16 protein-coding genes are annotated in these 16,938 nt (G+C 66.1%); 10 read left to right on the forward strand and 6 right to left on the reverse strand.

Annotation, left to right across the window (positions count from 1 at the left end; genetic code table 11):
• Positions 1 to 33 precede the first annotated feature (33 nt).
• The 4 genes from sitA5 to D187_RS04400 form a co-directional block, all read right to left on the reverse strand.
• The gene (sitA5, locus tag D187_RS56930) at positions 34 to 1,395 is read right to left on the reverse strand and encodes a SitA5 family polymorphic toxin (RefSeq protein ID WP_051256209.1); all 1,362 of its coding nucleotides are present in this window, start codon (positions 1,393 to 1,395) and stop codon (positions 34 to 36) included.
• A 365-nt stretch (positions 1,396 to 1,760) separates the two neighbouring features.
• Positions 1,761 to 1,982, reverse strand: coding sequence for a YHS domain-containing protein (locus D187_RS04390; protein WP_002631398.1), 222 nt, complete (start codon positions 1,980 to 1,982; stop codon positions 1,761 to 1,763).
• Positions 1,983 to 2,199: 217 nt separating this feature from the next.
• Complete coding sequence (locus D187_RS04395) at positions 2,200 to 3,045, reverse strand: hypothetical protein (RefSeq protein ID WP_002631397.1); 846 nt, start codon at positions 3,043 to 3,045, stop codon at positions 2,200 to 2,202.
• Complete coding sequence (locus tag D187_RS04400) at positions 3,042 to 4,310, reverse strand: hypothetical protein (RefSeq protein ID WP_002631396.1); 1,269 nt, start codon at positions 4,308 to 4,310, stop codon at positions 3,042 to 3,044. The genes D187_RS04395 and D187_RS04400 overlap by 4 nt, the downstream gene beginning before the upstream one ends.
• A 138-nt stretch (positions 4,311 to 4,448) precedes the next feature.
• On the opposite strand from D187_RS04400, the gene aspS reads away from it, so the two are divergent.
• The 7 genes from aspS (at position 4,449) to D187_RS04435 (ending at position 12,360) form a co-directional block, all read left to right on the forward strand.
• Positions 4,449 to 6,269, forward strand: a complete 1,821-nt coding sequence (gene aspS, locus D187_RS04405) for an aspartate--tRNA ligase (protein WP_020917771.1) — start codon at positions 4,449 to 4,451, stop codon at positions 6,267 to 6,269.
• A gap of 15 nt (positions 6,270 to 6,284) precedes the next feature.
• Positions 6,285 to 7,202, forward strand: coding sequence for a diacylglycerol/lipid kinase family protein (locus D187_RS04410; RefSeq protein WP_002631394.1), 918 nt, complete (start codon positions 6,285 to 6,287; stop codon positions 7,200 to 7,202).
• A 286-nt stretch (positions 7,203 to 7,488) separates the two neighbouring features.
• Positions 7,489 to 8,004, forward strand: a complete 516-nt coding sequence (locus D187_RS54675; RefSeq protein ID WP_155893170.1) for a hypothetical protein — start codon at positions 7,489 to 7,491, stop codon at positions 8,002 to 8,004.
• A gap of 774 nt (positions 8,005 to 8,778) precedes the next feature.
• Positions 8,779 to 9,141 (forward strand): hypothetical protein, encoded by a 363-nt coding sequence (locus D187_RS04420; RefSeq protein WP_002631393.1) that lies wholly within the window; start codon positions 8,779 to 8,781, stop codon positions 9,139 to 9,141.
• A gap of 219 nt (positions 9,142 to 9,360) precedes the next feature.
• The gene (locus D187_RS04425; RefSeq protein WP_002631392.1) at positions 9,361 to 10,626 is read left to right on the forward strand and encodes an ABC transporter substrate-binding protein; all 1,266 of its coding nucleotides are present in this window, start codon (positions 9,361 to 9,363) and stop codon (positions 10,624 to 10,626) included.
• A 4-nt stretch (positions 10,627 to 10,630) separates the two neighbouring features.
• Positions 10,631 to 11,518, forward strand: coding sequence for a carbohydrate ABC transporter permease (locus D187_RS04430; RefSeq protein ID WP_002631391.1), 888 nt, complete (start codon positions 10,631 to 10,633; stop codon positions 11,516 to 11,518).
• On the forward strand, positions 11,518 to 12,360 hold the full coding sequence (locus tag D187_RS04435) for a carbohydrate ABC transporter permease (RefSeq protein WP_002631390.1): 843 nt from the start codon (positions 11,518 to 11,520) through the stop codon (positions 12,358 to 12,360). The genes D187_RS04430 and D187_RS04435 overlap by 1 nt, the downstream gene beginning before the upstream one ends.
• Here the strand turns inward: D187_RS04435 and D187_RS04440 are convergent.
• Together D187_RS04440 and D187_RS04445 are read right to left on the reverse strand one after the other, a co-directional pair.
• Positions 12,350 to 13,090: an endonuclease/exonuclease/phosphatase family protein gene (locus D187_RS04440; RefSeq protein WP_002631388.1), complete on the reverse strand. Its 741-nt coding sequence runs from the start codon at positions 13,088 to 13,090 to the stop codon at positions 12,350 to 12,352. The two genes, D187_RS04435 and D187_RS04440, sit on opposite strands and share 11 nt — an antisense overlap.
• A 22-nt stretch (positions 13,091 to 13,112) precedes the next feature.
• On the reverse strand, positions 13,113 to 13,685 hold the full coding sequence (locus D187_RS04445; RefSeq protein ID WP_051256211.1) for a glycine-rich domain-containing protein: 573 nt from the start codon (positions 13,683 to 13,685) through the stop codon (positions 13,113 to 13,115).
• A gap of 597 nt (positions 13,686 to 14,282) precedes the next feature.
• Between D187_RS04445 and D187_RS04450 the strand changes: the two genes are divergently transcribed.
• From D187_RS04450 to D187_RS04460, 3 genes are all read left to right on the forward strand, one after another.
• The gene (locus D187_RS04450) at positions 14,283 to 15,371 is read left to right on the forward strand and encodes an SDR family oxidoreductase (RefSeq protein WP_002631381.1); all 1,089 of its coding nucleotides are present in this window, start codon (positions 14,283 to 14,285) and stop codon (positions 15,369 to 15,371) included.
• A gap of 235 nt (positions 15,372 to 15,606) precedes the next feature.
• A complete protein-coding gene (locus D187_RS04455) occupies positions 15,607 to 16,581 on the forward strand; it encodes a hypothetical protein (RefSeq protein WP_155893171.1) in 975 nt (324 codons plus the stop codon).
• 67 nt (positions 16,582 to 16,648) lie between these two features.
• Complete coding sequence (locus D187_RS04460) at positions 16,649 to 16,930, forward strand: hypothetical protein (protein WP_002631377.1); 282 nt, start codon at positions 16,649 to 16,651, stop codon at positions 16,928 to 16,930.
• The last annotated feature ends 8 nt before the right edge of the window (positions 16,931 to 16,938 follow it).

Raw genomic sequence — 16,938 nt, forward strand, 5'->3', positions numbered from 1 at the left:
TGCCTCTCAGCGGGCTATCAGGGAAGTACTCCTCTACATGACGACCCACGGCACCCTCTCAAGGACCGTGCGCAGTTCCTCCTGCGTCGTGTCGAACTGCGCCGCTTTCGAGGGAGCATGGTCTGTTAGAGCCACAATGCTTGTGTCTTGTCTTTTCAGGCCCTCGATCACCACCCGCCCGTACGTGCCAGGCCACTCCACGCAGGCCAGTTCCTCTGCACGGCGGACCGGATCCAGGATGGTGAAGCACGGCCAGCGTGGCAGTCGAATCGTGCTCATGTCGCAGTTGTAGAATCGGCAGGCGTCGAGCCGCGCCTCCGTGAAGTCGCAGTCAGCAATCCCGCCGAGCCGCCACTTATCGAGATCGTCCTCGCGAAAACCGAAGTCGTTACCGGAAAACCGGCCTTTGAAGCGGCACCCCCTGAAATTCATCCGACTCCAGCGCTTGTTCTTCAACTCACCTTTCGCCTGGATGGTGCAATCGATGAATTGCCCCGACATCATGGTGAGCGAGCGCGAGGCCACGCTATTGATGGCCATGGGCGCCTGCGGGGACGTGAGGACGACGAGAGCGCGGCTCTCCTCCACCATCACCTCCACCGCGGCCACCTGCTCCATGGCCACCGCCACGGAGCCCTCCATGCCCTGGGCCGCCCACTGCGCTTGGACCTGGTTGAATTTCGGTAGCGAGCGCACATGCGCGGCCACCTCGCCGAGCGTCCGCCCGCTGAGGGTGGCCACCGCGAGGATGAGGGCCCGGGCCGCGTCCGTCCCAATCGCCCGGCCGAAGGCTTCGCCCGCCTCGCGCAGCTCCTCGAACGTGGTGGCCTCGTGGGCCCGGTGAGCCATGCGGGCCCACCCGTCCATGAGGCCCCACATGGCATCCAGACCCAACCAGGCCAGAAGCACGACGGACACCGCGGCAGCCGCCGCTTTCGTGCTCGGCTCGGGAAGTAGCCAGAGCGCCAGGTACAGGCCGGCGGCCCACACCAGTGACGAGACAATCGCCTTCGGGCTCAGCTCCCGCCCCAGGGCGGCTTGCGTTTCGTCGAGCACCGAGCCAAAGGCCAGGGCGAGCGCCAGGGTGCGCCTATCGTCCGTGCGCAGGTAGGGCCCATCCGTGAAGAGGCCCAGGCAGTCCCCTCCGCCGCGCCGCTCGCACCACCGCAGGTACTTCTCCTTCAGCGCCGCCTCGGCCTCGGGCACGAGCGAGCCCTTGTCGTTGAGGGGCACCAGCGTGAGCACCTTGTCGCGGTACACCTCGGCGAGCAGTTCCTCCTCCGGCATGGTCTGGAGGAGCCCCTGGGCTATTTCCTGGGCCGTGCCCTTCACCTGGAAGCGGTGGCCGAGCACCTGCACCGCGCGCTGGTACTCGGCCGCCGTGAGGGCCACCACGCGGGTGTTGCCACGCGCCTGGGACTGTCCGCGAACACAACCACCACGGGCTCAAGCTGGCGCGGAGCCGCGCGGGCTTCCTTCTCCGATGGAGGCCGTCAGCGGCTCCTCCCGCCGACTTGGCCTCTCATGGGTACCTGCGTCGCGCATGCCGAGTGGAGAAACAGGACGATGAGCCCGAAGGCCCTCGCGGGTGCCCAGTACGGCAGGTTTCTCTTCACCTCTCTCCTGAGCCCACTCCGCTTGTTGTGCATGCGCTACCCCCCCTCCCTGGGGTAGGGAGCAGGGCAGAGGCTTTCACAGGGTGGCTCTGAAAGGCAGGAGGGAACGTGTTGACGACCCCCGCGAAACCTCCCCTGCGTGGCCTAGGCGATTCCCCAACGCACCCGGCCGGGCGTCAGCAGCGCTCCCGCGCGCGCCAGGTCGTTCATCCGAAAGCGCTCCGCCCGCTTCTCGAAGGCCGTGCGGCACCGCTCCGAGCAGAAGAAATACCGCCGCTTCTTGTACTCCGTGGACGGGCGGCCCTCGGGCGCTTCCAGGTGCTTGCCGCACACCGGGTCCAACTGCTGCTTCTGCGTGCTCTTCATCTCCCGCCTCCCCACCCCATCGGTCTGACGCGCCGTTACAAAAGCAGCAGCCGTGCCAGGGCTGGAGTTCAGTGGATTCGCGGGTTTACACGTGAGTCAAACGGGAAGGGGACGGTAGATCCCTCCACGGGAGGGAAAAGTTTTCCCTGGATGCGGCGGTGGGATGGCCCGCCCGGTTGGCGCTGCGAGGGGCGAGCGGACGAGCGCCCGTCCCCCGTCAGAAGCCGATGCCGGCGCTCAGGCCCGCGGAGGTGTCGTCCTGGTAGCCGCGCCGGAAGCGCATCAGCTCCAGGCGCCAGGTGAGCCGCAGATTCGACGTCGCGGACAGCTTGGTGCGGCCCCGGAGGCCCACGCCGTACTGGATGAGGGGCTTGACGCCCTCCACCGGCGTCAGCTTGCCGCCCACCTCCACGCGCGACAGCTCGTAGACGATGCCACCGCCCACCTGCGCGTAGACGCCGTAGTCCGAGCCCTCGCCGAAGGTCAGCTCGTACGCTGGGGCGAGTGAGACGTAGTGCCGCTGCACGTCCCCGACGATGAGCGCGGTGCCCTCGCGCTGGCCGACGAAGCCGTAGCGCGCGTCCAGCCAGAGCGCCTCGCGCAGGGGCTCGGAGTTGAGCAGCCGCCCGTACTCCCAGGTGAAGCGGCCGCCGAAGGCGGGCTGCGGATCCCCGAACAACTGTCCGCGCGGGCTGCTCAGCAGCATCACCCCGCCGAGCACCTCGAAGGCGATGCCCGTGTTGGGGTCATCCATGCGCGACAGCCGCTCGAAGTCCTTCTCCTCCTCCTCGCCGCGCTCGGCCCGGCGGAAGTCGTCCGGATCCTTGTACTCCGAGTCCCGGGCGGAACGTCGCCGGGGCCGCGAGGACTCGGGTCGGTCCTCGTCGTCGGGGTAGGCGTAGGGCGTGTCCTCGGGGGGCGCGCGGCCCGTCCGGGAGGGCTCCTCCTCCTCGTCCGGGTAGCGGTAGGGCTCATCCGGGCCCTGGGCGAGCGCGGGCGGGGCGAGCGCGAGACAGCCCAGGAGGGAAAACAGCGGCCAGGCGGGGGGGGCGCGGGTCGTCATGGGGTGGAGTAGATCGAGGGGCAGTCGCCGGGGACGGTGCTGGCGGGGCACGCATTGGCGCCGGCCAGGGCGGCGGCGGGGATCTGCAGGATGTTGACGAAGTTGTTGCACACCTGCGCCTGCAGGGTGCTGCCGGCCGGCAGGTGCTGCACGATGGCCTTGGCGGCCACGGCGAGCGTGAAGGACTCCTGTGAGTTGAGGAAGCCGCTGGCGAGCTGGTTGAAGCCGTACTTGTTTCCGTCCGGGTCCGAGTAGGCGGCCACCAGCGCGCGCACCAGCGCCTGGCGCTCGGCCTCGGTGCCCGCGGAGCGGTAGAGCGCGTGGGCGATGAGGGTGCCCACCCGGTACTCCAGGCCGGCCGCCGCGGCGAGGTTGGCGTTGAGGAGCTGGTTGTACGTCAGCGCGTCCATGCAGCGGGGCGTGGCCAGGTCGCGCGAGGCCACCAGGGCGTCATCGTAGGTGGTGGACAGCACGCGGGTGTTGCAGCCGAAGCGCGTGGCGCACGAGGCCACGTAGGCGTGGTAGTCGGCGATCCCCTCGTCCATGGCCTTGATGACGTTGAGGCCGGGGGTGAAGCCGTCCTGGGACCACGCGGTGAGGGGAGGGGGCAGGGCGCGGCCGTCGAAGACGCGGCGGTTGAAGACTAGGTGGGCGTACTCGTGGGTGAGGATGGAGGCGTTGATGGCCAGGGGCGCCTTCTGCAGCGTGTCGAAGGGCAGCACCATGAAGGCGCCCATCGGCGCGAAGAAGAGGGCGTTGTCGCGCTGCGGCTTGTCGCTGAGCTCCCCGAGGATGAACTCGGGGAAGTAGTAGACGGGCGTCTGGGGCAGCTCCGCCTGGGGCACGTTGGCCACGGTGTTGAAGTACTCCCAGGCCCGCTCCAGGTTGTAATACGTGGTGGTGACGTTCCAGGAGTGGAAGTCCGCGGGCGTCAGCACCCCCTGGGCGTCGGGGATGAAGCTGGCGGTGATGGAGCGGCCCGAGTCCTTCGTCATCGCACGCCGCAGTGCGTCTTCCGTCGTGGCCGCCTGGACCTCGGGATCGCCGCCGGACAGCTGGATGCTCGCGCTCCCCACGAAGCGGGCCACCTTGCCCTCCAGGGAGGCGACATGGGTGACCGTCTTGAGCTCCACCTCCGTGGGCGTGTACTCCCCGTTGCTGGAGAGCACGAGGGCGCGCACCTTCATGGGCTGGCTCGTCTCGGGCGCGCAGGAGACGACGAGCGTCGCGAGCGCCGTGGCGGCGGCTGTCAGCTTTCGGACCATGCCGGGCTTCTTACTACGGGTCCGGCGAGTACCAGAAGCAGGCCGGGAAGCGTGGCACCTTCCTTCCGGAGTTCTTGACGCGTCGTTTCCGCGCTCTCTATGGTGCCGCCCTTTCTCTTCCTCCTGGCAGGCGGTGTCATGGCGGTCCCGTTCATTACCGAGGTCAAGCGAACCCATACATGCGGGCAGCTCACCAAAGCCCAGATTGGCGAGGAGGTCGTCCTCTTCGGCTGGGTGCAGAACCGGCGTGATCATGGTGGCGCGGTCTTCATCGACCTGCGCGACCGCGAGGGCCTGACTCAAGTGGTCTTCGAGCCGGACATCGCCAAGGAGGCGCACGACCTCGCGGGCCAGCTGCGCTTGGAGTACTGCATCGGCATCAAGGGCAAGGTCGTCTCGCGCGGCTCCCAGGTCAACCCCAAGCTCAAGACGGGCGAGATCGAGATCAAGGCCTCCGACCTGACCATCTTCAACCGCTCCGAGCCCACGCCCTTCCTCGTCGAGGACAACATCGACACCGCCGAGGAGAAGCGCCTGGCGTACCGCTTCCTCGATCTGCGCCGCCGGCCACTGCAGCAGTCGCTGATGACGCGCTCGAAGATGAACGCGATCACGCGCAGCTACCTCAACGAGCACCGTTTCCTGGAGCTCGAGACGCCCTTCATGGGCAAGTACACCCCGGGCGGCGCGCGCAACTTCCTCGTGCCCAGCCGGCTCAACCCGGGCAAGTTCTACGCGCTCGCCGAGAGCCCCCAGCTCTACAAGCAGCTCTTCATGGTGGCGGGCTTCGACCGCTACTTCCAGATCGTCAAGTGCTTCCGCGACGAGGATCTGCGTCTGGACCGGCAGCCCGAGTTCACGCAGATCGACATCGAGATGAGCTTCGTCACCCAGGACGACGTGTTCACCATCGTCGAGGGGCTCATCAAGAAGCTGTGGGGCGACGTGCTGGGCATCGACGTGCCCACGCCCTTCATGCGCATGGACTTCGACGAGTCCATGGCGAAGTACGGCAACGACAAGCCGGACCTGCGTTTCGGGCTGGAGCACGTGGTGCTCACGGACCTCATCCGCCAGCACGGCGCCGCGGGCGGCGTGCCGATGATCTGGGAGGCGGTGGAGCAGGGCGGCATCGTCAAGGCGATGGTCATCCCCGGCGACAAGCCGCTGAGCCGCGCGGAGAGCGACAAGCTGGAGGAGTTCGCCAAGCAGAACGGCGCCAAGGGGCTGGCGCGCGCCAAGGTGGGCGAGGGTGGCGAGTGGACCCAGTCCCCGCTGTCCAAGACGATCACCCCCGCGCTGCGCCAGGCCATCACCCAGGCGTGCGGCGCGAAGACGGGCGACCTGATTGTCTTCCAGTTCGGCCGCGAGTCGCTCGTGCACACGGTGATGGCCAACCTGCGCGTGCACGTGGCCAAGAAGCTCGGCCTCATCCCCGAGTACGGCAGCGGCGGCGTGTGGAAGTTCCTCTGGGTGGTGAACCCGCCCCTGTTCGAGTACGACGAGGAGACCAAGACGTGGGCGGCGGCGCACCACGCCTTCACCCGGCCCCACGACGAGCACGTCCAGTACCTGAACAGCGATCCGGGCCGCGTGAAGTGCCACCGCTACGACGTGGTGCTCAACGGCTTCGAGATCGGCGGCGGCTCCATCCGTCTGCATGATCCCAAGGTGCAGGCCGAGGTGTTCAAGGCGCTGGGCATCGGCGATGAGGAGGCGCGCACGAAGTTCGGCTTCCTGCTGGACGCGCTGAAGTTCGGCGCGCCGCCGCACGGTGGAATCGCGCTGGGCATGGACCGGCTGGCGTTCCTGCTCACGGGCGTCGAGTCGCTGCGCGACGTGATTCCCTTCCCCAAGACGAAGACGGGTACGGACCTGATGACGGGCGCGCCGGGAGAAGTGGACGAGCGCCAGCTGCGCGAGGTGCACGTGCGCGCCGCGCCCCTGCCGCAGAAGTAGAGGATTGCCAAGCCGATGAAGACGTTCCTCGTGGTGAACCCGCGCAGCGCTGGCGGAGAGACGGGCAGGCGATGGGCCGAGATCTCGGGCCAGGTGACCCGGGTGATCGGTGACTTCGGCTTCGGGTTCACCGAGGGAGTCATGGACGCGGTGCGGCTGACGCGGGATGCGCTCGCGGATGGCTACGAGTGCATCACCGCGGTGGGAGGCGATGGCACCGTCAACGAGGTCGTCAACGGCTTCTTCGCGGACGGCAAGGCCATCAACCCCCAGGCGGCCCTGGGCCTCATTCCCCGGGGCACCGGGGGCGACTTCCGGCGGGCCTTCGGGTGGGACCTGGAGCTGGACTCCGCCCTGGCGCGGCTGCGCAGCGACAAGACGGAGCCCTTCGACGTGGGGCTCGCCGAGTACGTCAACCACCAGGGACAACCGGAGTCGCGCTACTTCGCCAACATCGCCTCCTTCGGGGTGAGCGCCGCCATCGCCCACGAGGTGAACGTGGGCAGCAAGGCGCTCGGCGGCAACCTGAGCTTCCTGTGGGGCACGGTGAAGACCCTGGCGAAGCACAAGGACGTGCAGGTGCGCCTCCAGGTGGATGGGGGCGAGCCCGAGGCGATGGGCATCACCGCCATCGCCGCGGCCAACGGCCGCTACTTCGGCAGCGGCATGTGCGTGGCCCCCAAGGCCGTCACCCACGATGGCCGCTTCGATCTGACGCTCTGGCGCGACTACACCCTGGCCGACTTCGTCATCAAGTCCAAGGGCGTCTACAACGGCGACCACATCACCTGGACGAAGACGCGCTACACCCAATGCCAGACGCTGCGCGCCGAGAGCGACGAGCAGGTGTTCCTGGAGATGGATGGGGAAGTGCCCGGACGGCTGCCCTGCCGCATCACCATCCTGCCGGGCGCCATCCGTCTCAAGGTGTAGCGCGCATCGTGCCCAATGGCTTCCGGGAGAACGGGCCGCCCGTGAGCCTGTCCTTCCTCGGGCGGCTGTAGGGCGAGGCGAAACTGCGCACCGTGGCGCGTGTCTACCAGGAGGCCACGGGCTTCCAACTCAAACCGCCCCATATCTAACTCCGTGGTTCGTAGACGAAATGAGAGCATTGGTGTTCTCATCTCTGTTGCGGAACTCCTTCGATGCCACAAACACCCCTGCTTGACGCTGGCTACATCGACATGGAGCGAACGTTGATTTTGCAAGCTTCTAGGAGATGTCGATTGTAAGCGAGTTTTGCCAGGATATTATCAAGATTGTTGTGGAGAAGGTGCTGCTGCTTGGTAGCGGTGTTCTTGTGTCGTTGTTTACTGCCAAGTGGATAGAGCGACACCGGCGCGAACAGGCAATCATCGTCGAGTTGGGTAAGCTCCGCGCGGCAGCTCTCGTACGGCTTATATCGTTTCTCAGCGAGGCGGATTTGTTGCTCAATACCATCCTTGCTCTTGGTCCTTCTGAGACGCATGCTGGAGCGAGGCAGATTGCTGAGCAGCGCTTTTTCGAGCTGAAAGAGAAAGTCAGCGAAACAATAGGAGGGAGCGGGTCGATCCTTGACGACGAAATTGCGCAGGAAATTGCAAAGTATAATTCTTTGGTCTTTGCAGAAGGAGTTGAGGCTCTAAATGAAACAAATCAACTTACTCATGAGGAGTTGGAGCGCAAAAGGGCACAGACACGCGAAATGCGCTCCAAGCTATTGAAGTATCTGCCACCACTTCGACCTGTTGATTGAAGGCGTAGATGACTGAGCCATTGAGGTGCGCCTGCCCGTCATCGTATGAACCACATAGACAGAGGAAGAGCCGTTCCCGTTCCGGCTGGAAGCCGATGATGTTGCTTGCCATGTTTTCCCGGCATGGTACCAGAGCATCCCCCGACTTCATCGGATGATCTATGCTGCCTCTTCGCATCAGGCCAAGTGTTTGCGTGATTCTGTCTCTCCTCCTTCCGGCATGTAGTGGCCCTCGCCCAGTGCCCTCTTCGTATTCCCAACCTCCTAAGGACTCGCTCCTGGTCATCCGTGACACCACGGATGGGGGGCAGGCAGTGACTTGGCAAGCCGCATCAGAGTCCGATCAGGCTCTGCTCGATCAGGCGCTCGTCCAGGGAAGAGAGTCAGGGCCAGTGGTCCTCACCGCACGCAGAGCCAGAGACTGCGATAAGGAGCAGATCGAATGTTTCCGGCGCTGCTGGAAGCGAAAGCCCCCATACCCATCGGAACGGGGTGACCCAGGCCATTATAAGCACTGCCAGGAAACATGCCTTGAGTCCTACCAGGATTGTCTCGCGAGGAACAAACTTCATGCCCTGGAGTTCACGGCGATGGACGAAGCCATCGACTGGCTGAAGCGCCATCGCCAAGAACTACTGGTAGGGACCATCGTCACAGCGGCCGGAGTGACGTTCATCGTCATCTCCGCTGGGGCGGGAGTGGTGGTCCTCGCTCCTCTGGTTCTTATGACACAATCGGGAAGTACACTGGAGCCCACGACGTGCGAGGGATGAAATGAGTTCCAAGCTGGAAGATCTCCTGAACTCTCTCGAAGCGCTGGCTGGGCAGCATCCCAACGAGCCGGAATCCGTGGCCACGCTCAAGACCGCGGCCAAGGCGCTCCACTTCATCCGGAGCATTGGCAAGCTGGAAGACTTCTGGAAATACGAGAGCGTTTTTGGCACCAAGGAGCATTGGCCGAAGCCGCTCCGCTCCTTCTCCAGCGGGGATGAGGCTCGAGCCTGGCTGCGGACCCAGCCGGATGTTCCCTACGCCGCCGTGGTGGAGGTGGCCGGTTCACTCCACTCCGCCGCACGCACGCGCGAGGGTGAGTGGGTGCTTGTCCGCCTGCCTTCGATCGAGGAACTGGAGGGCTGAAGGACTCCACGCTCCGGAGAACCCGCGGCCCTGACGCGGGGCGGCGGGAGGAGTGAATCATCTCCCCTGGACTGTCGAGCAGTGCGCCAGGAGGGCGCACGAGAAGCACGCTGCTGGACAGTGCAAGTTGGCCAGAACCCATCGTTCACTCCCGGTGTGCCATACCCCGGGACGATGGCGCGATCCCGCTTCGCTTCGGCACTGAGTCGCAGGCACTTCATGACGTGGGCGCTCGGCACGGGGGCCGCTGCCGCCCTCGGTGGGTGCCAGGAGTCACGCTCGCCCAGGGAGTCCAGGGACTCGAGAGTCACACTGACGTTCTGGAATGGCTTCACCGGTGGCGACGGGGCGTACATCAAGAAGCTCGTCGAGCAGTTCAATCAGGCGTCACCGGGCATCCAGGTCAAGATGAACATCTACCTCTGGGCCGACTTCTTCCAGAAGGTCCCGGGCGCGGTGATCAGCGGACAGGCTCCCGATGTCTGTGTCATGCACCTCGACGGCATCCCCACCAACGCCGCGCGTAGCATCATCATGCCCATCGATGACATCGCCCAGTCACTCGGGCTGAAGGCCTCCGATTACACCTCGCAAGAGGTCTGGGAGGGCGGCCTCTACAAGGGCAAGCGCTACGGCATCCCGTTCGACATGCATCCGCTCGGCATGTACTACAACAAGGGAGTCCTGCGACGGGCGGGCCTCGACCCGGAGAAGCCACCGCGCACCGGCGACGAGTACATGGCGGCGCTCGAGCAACTCAAGGGCAAGGGCATCCAGGGCCATTGGATGGCGCCCTTCCTGTTCACCGGGACGTTCCAGTTCGAGTCCCTGCTGTGGCAGTTCGGTGGGGAGCTGTTCGACCCGGGCGTCACCCGGGCGACCTTCGACTCCGACGCCGGTGTGCAGGCGCTGACCTGGATGGTCGATCTGGTGAAGAAGGGCTACAGCCCGCCGAACGTGGGCCAGGACGCGGACTTCATCGCCTTCCAGAACGGACAGAACGCCTTCAACTGGAATGGCATCTGGCAGATCAACGCGCTCGACGAGGTGCCAGGGCTCGAGTGGGGGCCGGCGCCGATTCCGAGGATCGGCCCCCAGGAGGCCGTCTGGGGCAACTCCCACCAGTTCGTGCTCATGCGGCAGCGCTCGCCGGACCCGCGCAAGCTGGAGGCCGCGCGCACCTTCATCCAGTGGATGAGCCAGCGCTCGGTGGAGTGGCTCGAGAGTGGCAAGATTCCGGTGCTCCAGCGCGTGGCGGAGAGCCCGGAGTTCAAGTCGCTCGAGAAGCAGGGCCAGTTCGCCCGGCAGGCGCCCTACATCCGCTTCCCGCCCGCCGTCGCGGGCATCAGTGACGCGCTGGCCATGGTGGACAAGGCCGTGAACCAGGCCGTGCTCGGCAAGGCCTCGCCCGCCGACGCGCTGAAGGCCGCCGCGGCGCAGGCCACCCAGGTGGTGCGCGACAACCACGAGAAATACGGCGACTGACCCCATGGACACGCAAGCTCCCATCCGGCGCGCCGGACGCGCGACCCCGTACCTCTTCCTCGCTCCGTACCTGGTGCTGTTCGGGGTCTTCGTGGTGCTGCCCGGCCTCTACGGGTTGTGGATCAGCCTGCACGACTGGGACTTCCTGCTGCCGCGCAAGCCCTGGGTCGGGCTGCGCAACTACCAGAACCTCTTCTCTCCCGAGTCGCGTGACTTCGGTGACTTCTGGCAGAGCATGAAGGCCACCGGGCTCTTCACGCTCTTCAGCGTGCCGTTCCTCGTCGTGGTGCCCCTGACGGTCGCGCTGCTGCTCAACCGCGAGTTCCCCGGCCGCACCTTCTTCCGCGCCGTCTTCTTCGCGCCCTACGTGCTCGGCGTGGCCGTGGTGGGTGTGCTCTGGCGCTTCCTGCTCGACCCCAACATTGGCCTCATCAACAACATGCTGTCCGCGTCCTTTCCGTGGACCACGGATCTGCCGTGGGCCTGGGTGTCGCTGGTGGGCATGACGGTGTGGTGGACGCTCGGGTTCAACGCGATCATCTTCCTCGCCGGGCTGCAGGACATCTCCCGGGAGCTGTACGACGCCGCCAAGGTCGACGGGGCCAACCGCTGGCAGCAGTTCCTCCATGTCACGCTGCCTGGCTTGAAGCCGGTGCTGCTGCTCGTGCTGACGATGACGATCCTCGGCTCGGCCAACATGTTCGGCCAGTCCTACCTCGTCACGCGCGGGGCTCCGGCCAACGAGACGCGCACCGCCATCATGTTCATCGCCGACACGGGCCTGCGCACCTTCCGCATGGGCAACGCCGCGGCCATGAGCTACGTCCTCGCCCTCGCGCTGCTCGTGGTGAGCGCCTTCAACTTCCGCCTCCTCCGGCACGAGGACATGTGATGAGTGCCACTCCCGCCCGTTCCCTCCAGCGGCTCTCCTTCTACGTCCTGCTCGCGCTGCTGACGTGGATCTTCGTGGCGCCGCTGCTCTGGATGCTGAGCACGTCGCTGAAGACGAACCCCGATGCGACCCGGCAGCCGCCCTCGTGGATTCCGCACCCCGTCACGACCGAGGCCTACGTCCCCCTCGTCTCCATGGAGTCCGAGACGCCGGTGCTGCTCTGGTTCTTCAACAGCCTCGTCGCGGCCACGGCCAACGCGCTGCTCGTGGTGGCCACGTCGGTCCTGGCGGCATACGCCCTGGCCCGACTCGAGTTCGCCGGCAGGCGGGTGCTGTTCGGGCTCATCATCGGGACGTTGTTCATCCCGACCTTCGTGTTCCTCATCCCCAACTTCTTGATCGTCAGCAGCCTCGGCTGGCTCGACTCGCTGTGGGCGCTGATCGTGCCAGGGGCGGGGAGCGCCTTCGGTGTCTTCTTCATGCGCCAGTTCTTCGCGACCCTGCCTCGGGAGCTGGAGGACGCGGCGCTGCTCGAGGGCGCCAATCAATGGCAGATCTTCCTGCGCATCATCCTGCCACTCTCCCGCCCCGGCATCGCGACGCTGTCCGTGCTGTCCTTCCTCACCAACTACAATGACTTCATCTGGCCGGTCTACGTGCTGTTCAGCCCGCGCAACTTCACCCTCCCGCCCGGGTTGTCCATCCTCCAGGGCGCCTACACCACGAACTACCCGGTGATCATGGCGGGCGGAGTCGTCGCCAGCATCCCGGCGATCCTCCTGTTCATCCTCGCCCAGCGGCACGTCATCGAGGGTGTGTCCCGTAGTGGCCTCAAGGGCTGACCCACTCGAGCTCCGCCACCACCGCCAGGTGGTCCGACACGCGCTCGGCGAGGGTGCGCTGCTCCTGGAAGCGCAGGGCCCCGGGCGCGAGGATCCAGTCCAGCCGCAGCGCCGGACGGTTGGCGGGCCAGGTGGGCTCGCCGCCGGGCGCGTGCAGCGCCAGGGTCCCCACCAACTGGGAGTGGGAGCCCGTCGGTGAGCCCCCGGGCGAGTTCAGGTCCCCCAGCACCAGGCGGGGACGCGGCGGGCGCCACCCGAGCGCCTGGAGCAACCGGGCCACCTGCCGTTGGCGGCAGCGCTCGGAGAAGCTGTCCAGGTGCACCGAGACGACGTCGAGCAGGCGGCCCGCGTCCTCCACCGCCGCCACCACGTAGCCCTTGTCCACGGCGCGGTCCGCCTCGAAGGAGTTCCACTCGGGCTCGAGCAGGGGCCGCCGGGAGAGCAGCGCGGTGCCCCGGGCACAGACGCCGGGCAGGTGCAGGTGGGGCCCATGCAGCAGGTGAGGGTAGCCCGCGCGGGTGGCCAGCCGCTCCAGGGGATCCACCGCGCCGCTGAAGAGCCCGGCCCGATCCACCTCCTGGAGTGCCACCACCTCCGCTCCCTCGCGCGCGAGCAGGTCGGCCATCTGATCCAGGTGGCCGAGCAGCCGCCGGCGTGGGAGCAGGAAGGGCAGGGGGATGGGGATGGACGGCACGCCGTGCGCGATGTTCAGCGTGAGCACCTTGAGCATGCGTTCCATCCTCCCGTCCGGGTCACGGCGCGAGCTGGAAGTAGAACAGGTCCGCCGAGCCTCGGGGTGGTTGGTTCCGGACCCGCGTGCCATCGGGAGAGAACGACCAGCGCCAGATGCGTCTCATGACCAGGTCGGAGTACTGCTCGAGATACGTCGAGTACCACTTGTTCAGGGTCTCCTCGCCGAGCACGTCGTAGATCAGCGCGTACTGCGCCCGGAACCGCGCCTTCTGCTGGGCAACGTATTGCGCTGGAGCCCGCTCGTAGTCGGCGAGCCGCGCTTCTTCCTCCTCCTTCGAGGTCGGCCTGTGGTGGATGTAGAGGCCGAAGTAGCGCTCGCAGAACTCATGGTAGTCGCGGGTGAAGAGGATGAACGTGTGCCACATTTCATCCAGGAGCATCAGGGACTGGCTGATGGCCAGCGGCCTGACCTCCGTCCGATGGGTGAGGGAGTAGGCGCTGAGCCAAAGCCATTTCAAGGTCTCGCGGAAGAGATCCTGAGCTTCCTCGAAGGAGAGTTCCCACGTTTTGATGAACTTGTGGACGACCGCATCGTTGCGATACCGCAGGACCTCTTCCAGTGAAGATTTCATGCCTGTTGTTGAGTCCGACATCGTGTTCTCCTGAAAGACGGAGAAGGGGCGCATCCACTCCACATGGGTGAACGCGCCACTCCCATCCACTCGTTCATTGCTCACGTGCGCCGGTGCTCGCGCGCATCGTTCCTCATCATCCGACAAGGCAGGCGATGCAGACGCCGCAGGTGAGGATGGACGTGTCGTTCAGGTTCTTCGCCAGGAGCTGCTCCAGCAGGGTGTCCTTGTGGGATGCGGTCGAGTGGGTGTTCATGGTGTTTCCTCTTCGTTGATGCTGGATTCATGTTCTGGCCAGGCTGTCGTGGCGAGGCAGCAGGGTTCACTGCTTTCTTCGCCATGGCCCGGTCCAGTCCGCCGGCTCCAGTGTTACCGGACAACTGGACAGAAGCTTCCGTCCCGGGTTGTGAGGACGCGAGGCAACGTGCTCGGCGGCCCTCCTGGCAGGAGAGCGGGCCCGCTGTCACGACTCGGCCAGAAGAAGGGCCCTGGCATGGGGGGGAGCCAACAAGTCACCAGGCTGGTTGACGGTGCCATCTTGCCCGGCCCGGGGCAGGAGCCTACCTCCTCGTCATCACGACAAGAAGGAGCGGCATCATGCAATGGGTGGCACTCGTCGTCGGGGCCAGCGGCATCGTTGGCAACAACCTCGCCCGGCGGCTCGCCTCGGGAGGGTGGACGGTGTACGGGTTGGCGCGGCGCCCACCGATGGAGCTGCCGGGCGTGCACCCCATCGCCGCCGATCTGCTGCGGCCGGACACGCTGCGCTCGGCCCTCTCCGGAGTGAAGCCGACGCACGTCTTCTTCTGCACCTGGCTGAGGCAGCCCACGGAGGCCGAGAACTGCGAGGTGAATGGGGCCCTGGTGCGCAACCTCCTCGACGTCCTGCGCGAGGAAGAGTCGCCGCGGCATGTCGCCCTGGTGACCGGCTTGAAACACTATCTCGGGCCATTCGAGGCGTATGGGAAGGGTGTGCTTCCGGACACTCCCTTCCGCGAGGAGCAGCCGCGCCTGCCCATCCAGAACTTCTACTACGTCCAGGAGGATGAGGTCTTCGCCGCGGCCAGGCGGCAGGGCTTCTCCTGGAGCGTGCACCGCCCGCACACCATCATCGGCTTCGCCGTCGGCAACGCCATGAACATGGGGGTGACGCTCGCCGTCTACGCCACGATCTGCCGCGAGACCGGGCGTCCGTTCCTCTTCCCCGGCTCGCCCACGCAGTGGAACGGCCTGACGGATGTCACCGACGCGCGACTGCTCGCACGGCATCTGGAGTGGGCCGCGACCGCGGAGGGTGGACGCAACGAAGCGTTCAATGTCGTCAACGGGGATGTCTTTCGTTGGCGGTGGCTGTGGCCGAAGCTGGCCGAGCACTTCGGGGTCCGGGCCGCGGATTACCCGGGTCAGGCCACACCGCTCGAGCGGCAACTGGCCGACGCCGGACCGATCTGGAAGGACATCGCCCACAAATACGCGCTGGCCGAGAGCGATCTGGGACGGCTGAGCTCCGCGTGGCACACGGATGCCGATCTCGGACGTCCGATCGAATGCCTGGCGGACATGTCGAAGAGCCGCCTGCGCGGGTTCTCGGATTATCAGTACACGCCGGACTCGTTCCTCGAGCTCTTCTGGAAGCTGCGCGAGGCGCGCTTGATTCCCCCCGCTCAGCCAGCGGGCACTGCCTGACAGGGGGCCGCACCCCCGTGGCGCCTCATCACGAGGCGCGGGCGCGCGTTGGACGAGCCTGGGACTCCGAAGGAGACGAAGCGCTGTTGGTATTGGCTGGCGAATGGCTCGGCGTTTCGACGCGGCAGGCCAAACGTCGGGAACCCCGCTTTCTCCGGTATCGCCCTCCGTGTGATGTGGCCTACACTGCGCCACCGGCGACGGGACGCAAGCACATACACGAGGCGGAACCATCATGAGAACGCGGAGTGCAGTGGCGGGTGGAGGTCTGTGGGGGCTGCTGGTGATATTCGGCGCGACGGGGGCTCTTGCCCAGGGCTCGCAGGTGCCGTCGGCCACGGTGCCACGGCGGGAGGATGCGCCTTCGCGGGACATTCCTCGCCTGCACACCTTCTACAGGGTGGGCATCGCCGCGCGCGCGAACCCCACGGGCCTCTTCACCAACCTCACCTTCCAGGTGCGCTACCGCCTGTACGAGAGCGAGTCGCCCCTGCTGAAGGACAACTACATCGGCCTGGGGCCGGTGGCCTTCGTGAGCCCCGCCCTGGTCCGCGGCGGTCTCGGCGTGGAGTTCCAGCCGCTCCCCATCTTGCAGCTCTCCGCCTCCTACGAGGGCATCGGCTGGTTCGGCAACTTCAACTACCTTCAGTCCTTCCCCAGCCCCAACTCGGACGCGAGCGATCGGCGCCTGGCGGAACTCGGCGGGGTGGGGGGGTCGAACTATGTCTCCAACGGTACCCTGTTCACCCTGGCCGCGCTGCTGCAATTCAAGGTGGGCCCCGTCGCGGTGCGCAGCAACCCGCGCCTCTTCAACTTCAACATGAAGCTGCGCGACGGAGACCGCGTCTTCTACGAGCCGGTGATGGACGTGGTGGCCCCCAACGGCGGCTGGGTGGCGACCAACGACGCGGACCTGCTCTACCTGGCGGGCCGCTTGTCGGTAGGCTTGCGCTACACGGCCACGGGCAGCTTCTATCGGCCCGAGGACTACCCGGCCGGAGAGACGGACCTCGGGCTCAACCCCACCATCCACCGGGTGGGCCCCATCATCTCCTACACCTTCTATGACGAGCCCGACCGGCTCTTCAATGCCCCCTCCGTGGTGCTCATCTCGCAGTGGTTCCTCAGCCACCGCTACCGCACGGGCGTGGAGGTGAGCCAGGCCGTGCCGTGGTTCGCGCTCGGCTTCCAGTTCAAGGGCATCCCCTGATTCGAGAGGGGTTTTCGTGCTATCCTGGGATCGTCTCGACAACACGTTGCACATCCAGGAGAGGCCGATGCGAGTGAAGATCCTTGGTGGTTTGCTGGCGATGGGACTGCTGTCCGTGGGCTGTGGTGGAGCGGTCGAGGACGTGAATGCCGCGGTGCCGAGCACGGAGTTGACGAGCCAGGAGCAGGGCCTGGCTCCGAGCTGTGCGCCCGGCTACACCGCCTACGACATCTGGGATTGCGAGCGGATGTGCACTGGCTACGGCAACGCCCTGAACCGCTATTGCACCAACGGCACGGATGAGTACCTCGCGGGGAACATCCGCAAGGTCTGTGGAGCTTGTTACTGATTCACGCC

Source organism: Cystobacter fuscus DSM 2262 (genome assembly GCF_000335475.2).
GTDB classification, from domain to species: Bacteria; Myxococcota; Myxococcia; order Myxococcales; family Myxococcaceae; genus Cystobacter; species Cystobacter fuscus.